The following is an 11064-nucleotide window of genomic DNA, read 5'->3' as shown; positions in this document are numbered from 1 at the left end:
CTATGCTCGAATTGCTTTACACCGCTCTTCTCTACCTTATTCAGCCTCTGATCTGGATACGGCTTTGGGTGCGTGGACGTAAAGCGCCGGCCTATCGTAAGCGCTGGGGTGAACGCTACGGATTCTACCGCCGTCCGTTGAAACCGGGCGGAATCATGCTGCATTCCGTCTCGGTGGGCGAAACTCTGGCGGCCATCCCATTGGTCCGCGCTCTACGTCATCGCTATCCCGATCTGCCTATTACCGTAACGACCATGACGCCGACCGGCTCGGAGCGCGTCCAGTCCGCCTTTGGCAACGATGTTCAGCACGTTTACTTGCCTTATGATTTGCCCGATGCGCTCAATCGTTTCCTCAATAAGATTGATCCTAAGCTGGTATTGATCATGGAGACTGAGCTCTGGCCAAATCTGATTGCTGCGTTGCACAAACGTCATATTCCGCTGGTTATCGCTAATGCGCGGCTTTCCGCCCGCTCCGCCGCGGGTTATGCGAAGCTTGGCAAGTTTGTCCGTACGCTCTTGCGCCGTATCACCCTGATTGCCGCGCAAAACGAAGAAGATGGCGAACGCTTTGTGACATTGGGCGCGAAGAACAATCAGGTCACGGTCACCGGCAGTCTGAAATTTGATATTTCAGTTACGCCGCAGTTGGCGGCTAAAGCCGTTACGCTACGCCGCCAGTGGGCGCCGCACCGTCCGGTCTGGATTGCCACTAGCACCCACGATGGCGAAGAGAGTATCGTTATCGCCGCTCACCAGGCGTTATTACATCAATTCCCGAATTTATTACTGATTCTGGTGCCCCGCCATCCGGAGCGTTTCCCGGATGCTATCAATCTTGTGCGTCAGGCAGGGTTAAGCTACATCACTCGCTCTTCGGGCGAAGTACCGTCCGCCAGCACCCAGGTCGTGGTAGGCGATACCATGGGCGAATTAATGTTGCTCTATGGCATTGCCGATCTCGCCTTTGTTGGTGGTTCGCTGGTTGAACGCGGCGGTCACAACCCGCTGGAGGCCGCCGCTCATGCGATTCCGGTACTGATGGGTCCGCATACCTTTAACTTTAAAGATATTTGCGCCCGTCTGGATCAGGCGAGCGGACTTATCACGATTACCGATGCGGCTACGCTGGCAAAAGAAGTTTCCTCTTTACTGACCGACGCTGATTATCGTAATTTCTACGGACGTCACGCAGTTGAAGTGCTGTATCAAAATCAGGGCGCGCTCCAGCGTCTGCTGCAACTGCTGGAACCTTATCTGCCACCGAAAACGCATTGAGGACTGTCATGCAAAAACGGGCGATTTATCCAGGTACGTTTGATCCGATTACTAACGGTCATCTCGATATTGTGACGCGCGCAACGCAGATGTTCGACCATGTCATTCTGGCCATCGCCGCCAGCCCCGGCAAGAAACCCATGTTCACCCTGGACGAACGTGTGGCGCTGGCGCAAAAAGCGACCGCACACCTGGGTAACGTAGAGGTGGTGGGCTTTAGCGACCTGATGGCCAATTTCGCCCGCGACAGACAGGCGAATATCCTGATTCGTGGTCTGCGCGCGGTGGCGGATTTTGAATATGAAATGCAGTTGGCGCATATGAATCGCCATCTGATGCCGCAACTGGAAAGCGTTTTCCTGATGCCGTCCAAAGAGTGGTCGTTTATTTCATCGTCGCTGGTCAAAGAAGTGGCACGCCATCAGGGCGATGTGACCCACTTTCTGCCGGACAATGTGCATCAGGCGCTAATGGATAAGTTGAAATAAGTTTCCTTCCTTGCCGGGCCTGGCGTTTTACTTCTGACAGTGACGGCAATAGAACGTCGCACGCTGTGCGTGTTTCGTTGCGACTATCGGCGTACCGCATACCCGACACGGCTCGCCTTTGCGCCCGTACACCTGCAACTCCTGCGCAAAATAGCCCGGTTTCCCATCGCTTTGCAGAAAATCCTTCAGCGTTGTCCCGCCTTGTTCAATAGAGCGCAGCAAAACGGCTTTAATCACCCGTGCCAGCAGATCGCACTCCTCTGTCGAGAGTGACGACGCCAGGCGGTCAGGGTGAATACCAGCGGCAAACAGCGACTCGCTGGCGTAGATATTCCCCACGCCGACCACCAGCTTGTTATCCATCAGCCAGGGTTTAATCGCCGTCTTCTTCTTCGCGCATTTCTGCTGCAAATATTCGCCATTAAACTCATCGCTTAGCGGCTCCGGTCCCAGATGCGCCAGTACGTTATGCCCTTCCAGCTCTTTGGTCCATAACCAGGCGCCAAAGCGGCGAGGATCGGTATAACGTAGAATTTTGCCATTGCTCATCACCAAATCGACATGGTCGTGCTTTTCCGCCGGCAGCGCTTCCGACAGTATCCGCAAGCTTCCCGACATCCCCAGGTGAATAATTATCCAGCCGTCAGGCAGCTCCAGCAGTAAATATTTAGCACGACGCTGAACGCTAAGGACGGGTGTATCGCTCAGACGATAAATTTCGTCTGAAACCGGCCAGCGCAGACGGCCGTTACGGATATGGGCGTGCAGGATAGTAGCGCCAACTAAATGGGGTTCAATACCCCGGCGGCTGGTTTCAACTTCGGGTAATTCAGGCATAACGTCTCCGGCTGTGTGGCAGGTCTCATTAATATGGGGACGGCCAGAAAACAAAAAACCCCGCCGAAGCGAGGTTTTTGTTACATCAAAGCGAGAATTATTTGATTTTCGCTTCTTTGTAGATCACGTGCTGACGGACAACTGGATCGAATTTTTTCAGTTCCAGTTTTTCCGGTTTAGTACGTTTGTTCTTCGTAGTGGTATAGAAGTGACCAGTACCAGCAGAAGAAACCAGCTTGATTTTCTCACGAATACCTTTAGCCATGACTTATTTCCTCTTAGTACTTAGTACTTTTCGCCACGGGCACGCAGTTCAGACAGAACTGTTTCGATGCCTTTTTTATCGATGATACGCATACCTTTAGCAGATACACGCAGGGTGACAAAACGCTTCTCGCTCTCAACCCAGAAACGGTGAGAGTGCAGGTTAGGCAGGAAACGGCGTTTAGTCGCGTTCAGTGCGTGGGAACGGTTGTTACCGGTCACCGGACGCTTGCCAGTAACTTGGCAGACTCGGGACATGTCTATTCTCCAAAAATCAAATTAGCTCGAGCTTCGTATGGGGTATCGGCGCCTCGTCAGGCTTTACAGCCTGGTCATCGCGCAGTTCTATTGAACTCTCGATTGCCAGGCCCAAATGCCAAACCCGAGATTCTCAAAGGTGGCGTAGTATACGCTGACCCGGCGATATGCTCAAGTCCCGAACAGACAAAGATCCCGATGGATCGCGCAAAGAATCTTAAATCCAGCCGCGTTCGGCAAAAGAAACGTACTCTCCGCGCCCAATTATCAGGTGATCGAGCACCCGGATATCCATAAACTGGCAACACTTTATCACGCGCTCAGTGATAAGTTTATCTGCTTTACTTGGCTCTGCGCAGCCTGAAGGGTGGTTATGCGCCAGAATGACCGCTGAAGCATTGAGTTTAATCGCTTCCCGAACAATCTCACGCGGATGCACCTCTACGTGGTTAAGCGTGCCGGAAAACAGGCGGCTGTGCTGAAGCACCCGGTGCTGGGCATCAAGGAAGATCACCAGAAAGATCTCACGCTCTTCGCCCGTCAGTTGGCTTTGCAGAAATTCCCGCGTCATTTCCGGACTCAGCAACGCACTTTCCTCATTCATGCGCACGCTGTAATAGCGCCTTGCCAGCTCAGCAATGCCTTTCAACTGCGCGAATTTCGCCAGGCCGATGCCGTTTACGCCGCGAAACTGCGCAAAGTCCGCCGACAACAGGCCATACAGCGACCCAAAGTGCTGCAATATCTCTTTTGCCAACGTCATAACATCTTTTCCCGGCGTGCCGGTACGTAAAAAAAGCGCCAGCAGTTCCACGTCGCTGAGGGAAGCAATGCCGGATCTGAGCATTTTTTCACGCGGTAATAATTCGTCCAACGTATCCATACGCGTACCTCCTTTTTTAAGGAAGCGGCATAGTGGCACAGCCTTTGGGAGAGATCGACGCCCCGATTTTGTTCTTGCGTAGCGCCTCGCAAAGTGGAGCGCAGGCAAAGACACGACGCCGTAGAGATTGTGATAAAATAGCCGCCTTTCAAAGTCACCCAACAGGAAAGACATGATGAGCCTGGCCGGTAAAAAAATTGTTCTCGGCGTTAGCGGCGGTATCGCTGCGTATAAAACGCCGGAGCTGGTGCGCCGTTTACGTGAGCGCGGCGCTGACGTGCGCGTGGCAATGACCGAGGCGGCAAAAGCCTTTATTACCCCCCTGAGCTTACAGGCAGTGTCGGGCTATCCCGTATCCGACAGTCTGCTTGACCCTGCCGCCGAAGCCGCGATGGGGCATATCGAGTTGGGGAAATGGGCCGACCTGGTGATTCTTGCCCCCGCGACCGCCGATCTGATCGCCCGTGTAGCATCGGGTATGGCTAATGATTTAGTCTCCACCATCTGCCTGGCGACGCCAGCCCCGGTGGCCGTTCTTCCGGCCATGAACCAACAGATGTACCGCGCTGCCGCCACGCAACATAATCTGGAGGTGCTCGCCTCTCGCGGCCTGTTCATTTGGGGGCCGGATAGCGGCAGTCAGGCGTGCGGCGATGTAGGCCCAGGCCGAATGCTGGACCCATTAGTTATCGTTGATAAGGCCGCCGCGCATTTCGCTGCCGTCAACGATCTGCGACATCTTAATATCATGATTACGGCAGGTCCGACGCGCGAACCGCTCGACCCGGTGCGTTATATTTCCAACCACAGCTCAGGTAAAATGGGCTTCGCTATTGCGGCGGCCGCAACGCGTCGCGGCGCAAATGTCACGCTGGTCTCCGGTCCCGTTTCGTTACCAACGCCGCCTTTTGTAAAACGGGTTGATGTCATAACCGCGCTGGACATGGAAGCCGCTGTTCAGGCCGCCGTTCAACAGCAGCACATTTTCATTAGCTGCGCCGCCGTGGCTGACTATCGCGCAGAGACTATCGCCAGTGAAAAAATCAAAAAACAGGCGGCGCAAGGTGATGAATTACTAATAAAAATGGTCAAAAACCCGGACATTGTCGCCGGGGTGGCCGCACTCAGTGACAATCGACCCTACGTTGTTGGGTTTGCCGCGGAAACGAATAATGTGGAAGAATACGCCCGGCAAAAACGTATCCGTAAGAACCTTGACCTGATTTGTGCAAATGATGTTTCTCTTTCAAATCAGGGATTTAATAGCGATAAAAACGCTTTACACCTTTTCTGGCAGGATGGAGATAAAGTCTTACCGCTTGAGCGAAAAGAACTCCTGGGCCAATTATTACTCGACGAGATCGTGACCCGTTATGATGAAAAAAATCGACGTTAAGATTCTGGACCCGCGTGTTGGTCAGCAGTTTCCGCTGCCGACTTATGCTACTTCTGGTTCTGCCGGGCTTGACCTGCGCGCCTGTCTCGACGACGCCGTAGAACTGGCGCCTGGCGCAACGACGTTGGTGCCTACCGGACTGGCCATTCATATCGCCGATCCATCACTGGCGGCAGTCATGTTGCCGCGTTCTGGCCTGGGCCATAAACATGGTATCGTGCTGGGCAACCTGGTCGGGCTGATTGATTCCGATTATCAGGGGCAACTGATGGTTTCGATCTGGAACCGTGGTCAGGACAGTTTTACCATTGAACCGGGCGAACGTATCGCGCAAATGGTGTTTGTTCCGGTCGTTCAGGCCGAATTTAATCTGGTGGAAGCATTTGACGCCACCGAACGTGGCGAGGGCGGCTTCGGTCATTCTGGCCGTAAGTAAATTTTACGCATCCCCATAACGTCATAATACTGCCGCAAGCGCTGAGTTTGCGGTTATAGCGTGGGTGCTCGCCTGGCAAGTGCTTATTTTCAGGGGTATTTTGTAACATGGCAGAAAAACAAACTGCGAAAAGGAATCGTCGCGAAGAAATACTTCAGTCACTGGCGCTGATGCTTGAATCCAGCGATGGAAGCCAACGCATCACGACGGCAAAACTGGCGGCCTCGGTCGGCGTTTCCGAAGCGGCGCTATACCGCCATTTTCCCAGCAAGACCCGCATGTTCGATAGCCTGATTGAGTTTATCGAAGATAGTCTGATTACCCGTATCAATCTGATTTTAAAAGATGAAAAAAACACCAGCACGCGTTTGCGCCTGATTGTGTTGCTGATTCTGGGTTTTGGCGAACGCAACCCTGGCCTGACGCGCATTCTTACCGGGCATGCGCTGATGTTTGAACAGGATCGCCTGCAGGGGCGCATTAATCAGCTTTTTGAACGCATCGAAGCGCAGCTCCGCCAGGTGCTACGAGAAAAAAGAATGCGTGAAGGCGAAGGCTACACGACGGATGAAAATCTGCTGGCAAGCCAGCTGTTAGCCTTCTGTGAAGGTATGCTTTCACGGTTCGTGCGTAGCGAATTTAAATACCGCCCAACGGACGATTTCGACGCCCGCTGGCCGCTCATTGCCGCTCAGCTACAGTAACGCTGACTGGATAGTGGCTCACGCCTTATCCAGGCGACAGAAACATAGGCCCGGTAAAGCGCCACCGGGCAATTCGCTTACACGCCAAATTCTTCCCGGTATGCTCGCACAGCCGCCAGATGCTCAGCCATATCAGGTTTTTCTTCCAGATAGGCAATCAGGTCTTTCAGCGTAATGATGGAGATAACCTTACAGCCATAGTCGCGCTCCACTTCCTGAATCGCGGAAATCTCGCCGCGGCCACGTTCCTGACGATCCAACGAAATCAGTACGCCAGCCAGCGTAGCCCCGTGCGCCTGAATAATCTCCATCGACTCGCGAATCGCCGTACCTGCGGTAATCACGTCATCCACCAGCATCACGCGGCCCTGTAGCGCGCTGCCCACCAGACTCCCGCCTTCACCATGATCTTTTGCCTCTTTGCGGTTAAAGCAGTACGGCAGGTCTTTATCGTGATGTTCCGCCAGCGCAACCGCCGTCGTCGTCGCGATCGGAATACCTTTGTATGCGGGGCCAAACAGCAGATCAAATTCAATACCGGAATCCACCAGCGCTTCGGCATAAAAACGGCCTAACAACGCCAGGTCGCGCCCGGTATTAAACAGCCCGGCGTTGAAGAAATAGGGGCTTTTGCGGCCGGATTTCAGCGTAAACTCGCCAAACTTTAGTACCTGCTTGTTAAGCGCAAACTCAATAAACTGGCGCTGATACGGTTTCATGGATTCGCTCCTTTTCTTACTTTCATCATTTACGAAATTTACGGACAAAAAAAAGGCGACTTTTCAGTCGCCTTAAAATCAATTTTCTAGCGCCGCCTTCTGCGTCGCCACAATAGATTCAATTCCCCCTCGGGCCAGCGCCAACAAAGTGAGAAGTTCTTCATGGCTGAACGGCTCGCCTTCCGCGGTACCCTGTACTTCAATAATGCGGCCGTCTTCAGTCATCACGACGTTCATGTCGGTTTCTGCGGCGGAATCTTCAACATATTCCAGATCGCAGATCGCTTCGCCGTTAACGATGCCTACGGAAACCGCCGCCACCATGCCTTTCATCGGATTGGTTTTCAGCTTACCGTTGGCAACCAATTTATTCAGCGCATCCGCCAACGCCACGCAGGCACCGGTAATAGACGCTGTACGCGTACCGCCATCGGCCTGGATTACATCGCAGTCCAGCGTAATGGTAAATTCGCCGAGCGTTTTCAGATCGACCGCCGCACGCAGCGCACGCGCGATCAAACGCTGAATTTCCATAGTACGGCCGCCCTGCTTACCCTTTGCCGCTTCGCGCGCGTTACGGGTATGGGTAGCGCGAGGCAACATGCCATACTCTGCGGTGATCCACCCCTGGCCTTGTCCTTTCAGAAAACGTGGAACGCCCTCTTCAATGGAGGCAGTGCACAACACTTTGGTATCTCCAAATTCGACCAGTACCGAGCCTTCAGCGTGTTTTGTATAGTTACGGGTCAGGGTTACGGGACGCACCTGATTAGCGCTACGGCCTGCTGGACGCATATTGAGATCTCCGGCTTAAAACGAATGTGGCTGCGCATTATACGGACTTCCGATGGTTATTCCTATCCTGACAAGGCCTGGATAGCTATAATCCCCTCATCTCTCCTTTAAAAACGGGAACATCTATGATCCGCAGTATGACCGCCTACGCCCGGCGTGAAATCAAGGGTGAATGGGGTAGCGCGACCTGGGAAATGCGCTCGGTAAACCAGCGTTATCTGGAAACTTACTTTCGTCTGCCGGAACAGTTCCGTAGTCTTGAACCCGTCGTGCGCGAACGCATTCGTACACGCCTGACGCGCGGCAAAGTCGAATGTATGCTGCGTTTTGAACCCGATGCCAGCGCGCAAGGCGAGCTTATTCTGAATGAAAAGCTCGCGAAACAATTAGTTAGCGCCGCAAACTGGGTCAAAATGCAGAGCGACGAAGGGGAAATCAATCCGGTTGATATTTTGCGCTGGCCAGGTGTCATGGCGGCGCAAGAGCAGGATCTGGACGCGATTGCCGCAGAAATTTTAGCCGCACTGGACGGTACGCTGGATGACTTTATCGTCGCGCGCGAAACGGAAGGCCAGGCGCTGAAAGCGCTGATTGAACAACGTCTGGAAGGCGTCAGCGCCGAAGTAGCGAAAGTCCGCGCGCATATGCCGGAAATCCTGCAATGGCAGCGTGAACGCCTGGTCGCGAAGCTGGAAGATGCTCAGGTTCAGTTGGAAAACAACCGTCTGGAGCAAGAGCTGGTGATGATGGCGCAACGCATTGATGTGGCGGAAGAGCTGGATCGTCTGGAAGCGCACGTCAAAGAGACTTACAACATTCTGAAGAAAAAAGAGGCGGTAGGTCGCCGTCTGGACTTCATGATGCAAGAATTTAACCGTGAGTCGAACACCCTGGCCTCCAAATCCATCAACGCTGATGTAACTAACTCCGCTATTGAATTAAAAGTGTTGATCGAGCAAATGCGCGAGCAGATCCAGAATATTGAATAATTCTGGCGCTCAATATGTCACAGAGCCCGCCTTATGCGGGCTCTCGCGTTTATCGGTAGTACGTTTTTAATTTCCGGCGAATAGCGTCGATAAGGCGCCGCTTCCACTCTACCGTTGAAGCCCGATACTGCATAAAAATAGCGCCTTCCGCCTGCTCCCCGGCAAGCGGCAGGACAAAAAGACCGCGCTTATCGGATAAATTTTCATACCAGGGGCGCGGTACAATCGCCATTAGCGGCGCCGACTGGACAGCAGGCGCCAGTTGACTGTAATCATGACAAACAAACGCCAGCGGACGTTCAAACCCGGCACGAGCCTGCTGCCTGTCCAGTTCGTTGTTCTCTTTTGTCCACGGCAAACAGTAAATGTGTTGATAATGCTGTAGATCAGCAAAATTCAACGCTGTGGCATTCTCCAGACGTGAACGCAATGGCGCGCCATAAACCGCAATCAAACGCGTAGCCCCCACCCGCTCGTAATGCAGAGCGCTGACCTGCTTTTGATGGTCGCCAATTGCCAGTACCAAATCAACCGAGCTATCCAACAGTTCATCACGCCAGGGTCGGCGGGCAAAAGGAAGGCACTCGATCACCGCCTGATGAAGATGACCTTTCTCTGCGAGAACGGGCGTAAGCAGCGCGTTCAATGCGGGAGGAAGTACCACCCGAAAACAACGGGAGCCGTTCTCTTTATCGCCAAACAGCTCCTCATTAAGCGAAACAAACACAGGCGCCAATTTGTCACGCAGCGCCTGCGCATAAGGCGTAGCAATCTGGCGGTTCCCTTCCCGTCGAAACAACGGATCGTTTAGCGCATCGCGCAATCTCATTAGCGCATGACTTACCGCAGAAGGCGACAAAGCCAGCTTTTGCGCCGTTTTCCCCGTAGAGCTCGTCTCCAGCAGCACATACAGTACTTTTAACAGGTTCATATCCATTTGCAGCAAGTTCATTAAACGTCTCTCTTATTGAACCTGACTAAATTACTGCCAGGTATACTGCGGGCGCTTCAATCAGGAGAACATTATGAATCGCTATGCATTATTCTTTGTATGTATATTTTCAACATCAGCACTTCCTGCCATGGCGGCATTAGATCCTTCACAACCGTTATCACCCGCGCCTCCGTTATCACTGTTTAAAGCGTGGGCTAAGCCTATAAAGCCGTTTCAAATCACAGAAGGCGTGTGGTATGTCGGCACGGAAAATCTCTCTTCTATTCTGCTGACCACTCCGGCAGGGCATATTCTTATTGATGCGGGGTTGGATGAAAGCGCACCGCAAATTAAAGCGAATATTGAAGCGGCAGGATTCCGCCTCACAGACGTGCGCTATCTGTTGAACAGCCATGCGCGGCTGGATCAAGCGGGGGGCATGGCACGTTTGAAAGCGTGGAGCGGCGCACAATTGGTCGCCAGCCAACCCAACGCCGATCAGATGGCGAGGGGTGGACGAGAGGATTTTGCGCTTGGCGATGCGCTCCCCTTCCCGCCCGTCACCACTGATAAAATTATCCACAACCAGGAAAGCATCAGCCTCGGAGGGATAACCGTGACAGCACTATTCACGCCTGGACATCTGCCCGGCTCAACTTCCTGGCGCGTAACGCTTCGCAACGGCAAGACGCTAATTTACGCAGATAGTCTCGCCACGCCCGACTATCTGCTGATTAACAACAAAAATTACCCTGACCTGGTTACTGATATTCAGGGTAGCTTTAAGACACTGGCCGCCCAGCATGTTGATATCTTTATTGCCAACAAAGGTGACCGCTTCGGGCTACTGGAGAAACGACAGCAACTTCGCAACGGCGATACACAGGCATTCTTTGATTCCAATGGCTTGCAACAGTATGTGGAACGCTCGCGCCAGCGCTTCATCACACAACTTACCGCACAGCAGCCACAATGAAATGACTCACTGGCGGCGCGTCCAGGGCGCCGTTCAGGTAATTTATCTAAGTCAAAACAGAAAAACCTCGCATATAATAAACCACAAAAATTGCTTTCAATTTAT

Annotated in this window: 14 protein-coding genes; 7 read left to right on the top strand and 7 right to left on the bottom strand. The window is 53.0% G+C overall.

Annotated features, from left to right (window positions below; genetic code table 11):
• Nucleotides 1-2: 2 nt before the first annotated feature.
• Both waaA and coaD read left to right on the top strand, forming a co-directional pair.
• Nucleotides 3-1280, top strand: coding sequence for a lipid IV(A) 3-deoxy-D-manno-octulosonic acid transferase (gene waaA / locus QEN32_RS00570; RefSeq protein ID WP_023243757.1), 1278 nt, complete (start codon nt 3-5; stop codon nt 1278-1280).
• Nucleotides 1281-1288: 8 nt separating this feature from the next.
• Nucleotides 1289-1768, top strand: coding sequence for a pantetheine-phosphate adenylyltransferase (coaD, locus tag QEN32_RS00565; protein WP_001171884.1), 480 nt, complete (start codon nt 1289-1291; stop codon nt 1766-1768).
• 27 nt (nt 1769-1795) lie between these two features.
• On the opposite strand, the gene mutM is transcribed toward coaD, so the two are convergent.
• From mutM to radC, 4 genes are all read right to left on the bottom strand, one after another.
• A complete protein-coding gene (gene mutM, locus QEN32_RS00560; RefSeq protein WP_001114515.1) occupies nt 1796-2605 on the bottom strand; it encodes a bifunctional DNA-formamidopyrimidine glycosylase/DNA-(apurinic or apyrimidinic site) lyase in 810 nt (269 codons plus the stop codon).
• Nucleotides 2606-2702: 97 nt separating this feature from the next.
• Nucleotides 2703-2870 carry a 50S ribosomal protein L33 gene (gene rpmG, locus QEN32_RS00555; protein WP_001051798.1) on the bottom strand — a complete coding sequence of 56 codons (168 nt, stop codon included), beginning with the start codon at nt 2868-2870 and terminating at the stop codon, nt 2703-2705.
• Nucleotides 2871-2890: 20 nt separating this feature from the next.
• The gene (gene rpmB / locus QEN32_RS00550; RefSeq protein ID WP_001519051.1) at nt 2891-3127 is read right to left on the bottom strand and encodes a 50S ribosomal protein L28; all 237 of its coding nucleotides are present in this window, start codon (nt 3125-3127) and stop codon (nt 2891-2893) included.
• Between the two features lie 217 nt (nt 3128-3344).
• Complete coding sequence (gene radC, locus QEN32_RS00545; protein WP_000380129.1) at nt 3345-4010, bottom strand: DNA repair protein RadC; 666 nt, start codon at nt 4008-4010, stop codon at nt 3345-3347.
• Between the two features lie 175 nt (nt 4011-4185).
• Between radC and coaBC the strand changes: the two genes are divergently transcribed.
• From coaBC to slmA, 3 genes are all read left to right on the top strand, one after another.
• On the top strand, nt 4186-5406 hold the full coding sequence (gene coaBC, locus QEN32_RS00540; RefSeq protein ID WP_197404790.1) for a bifunctional phosphopantothenoylcysteine decarboxylase/phosphopantothenate--cysteine ligase CoaBC: 1221 nt from the start codon (nt 4186-4188) through the stop codon (nt 5404-5406).
• Nucleotides 5384-5842, top strand: a complete 459-nt coding sequence (gene dut / locus QEN32_RS00535; protein WP_000976078.1) for a dUTP diphosphatase — start codon at nt 5384-5386, stop codon at nt 5840-5842. Before coaBC ends, dut begins: the two co-directional genes overlap by 23 nt.
• A gap of 107 nt (nt 5843-5949) precedes the next feature.
• Complete coding sequence (slmA, locus tag QEN32_RS00530) at nt 5950-6546, top strand: nucleoid occlusion factor SlmA (protein WP_000818607.1); 597 nt, start codon at nt 5950-5952, stop codon at nt 6544-6546.
• 77 nt (nt 6547-6623) lie between these two features.
• Here slmA and pyrE read toward each other — a convergent pair whose 3' ends face one another.
• Nucleotides 6624-7265, bottom strand: coding sequence for an orotate phosphoribosyltransferase (gene pyrE, locus QEN32_RS00525; protein WP_000806167.1), 642 nt, complete (start codon nt 7263-7265; stop codon nt 6624-6626).
• Nucleotides 7266-7343: 78 nt separating this feature from the next.
• A complete protein-coding gene (rph, locus tag QEN32_RS00520) occupies nt 7344-8060 on the bottom strand; it encodes a ribonuclease PH (RefSeq protein ID WP_001247078.1) in 717 nt (238 codons plus the stop codon).
• A gap of 125 nt (nt 8061-8185) precedes the next feature.
• Between rph and QEN32_RS00515 the strand changes: the two genes are divergently transcribed.
• Nucleotides 8186-9049, top strand: a complete 864-nt coding sequence (locus QEN32_RS00515; protein ID WP_000621352.1) for a YicC/YloC family endoribonuclease — start codon at nt 8186-8188, stop codon at nt 9047-9049.
• Nucleotides 9050-9098: 49 nt separating this feature from the next.
• Here QEN32_RS00515 and QEN32_RS00510 read toward each other — a convergent pair whose 3' ends face one another.
• Nucleotides 9099-10001, bottom strand: coding sequence for a LysR family transcriptional regulator (locus QEN32_RS00510; protein ID WP_079950874.1), 903 nt, complete (start codon nt 9999-10001; stop codon nt 9099-9101).
• Nucleotides 10002-10074: 73 nt separating this feature from the next.
• Here QEN32_RS00510 and QEN32_RS00505 point away from each other — a divergent pair, with 73 nt between their 5' ends.
• Entirely contained in the window at nt 10075-10959 is an 885-nt protein-coding gene (locus QEN32_RS00505) for an HARLDQ motif MBL-fold protein (protein WP_061383400.1), read from the top strand.
• Nucleotides 10960-11064: the final 105 nt, after the last annotated feature.

Origin of the sequence: Salmonella sp. SA14318, from assembly GCF_029866905.1 — a bacterium.
In the GTDB taxonomy this organism is placed as follows: Bacteria; Pseudomonadota; Gammaproteobacteria; order Enterobacterales; family Enterobacteriaceae; genus Salmonella; species Salmonella enterica.
The sequence above is the reverse complement of the archived record's forward strand: the minus strand, read 5'-3'. Positions and strand labels throughout refer to the sequence as shown.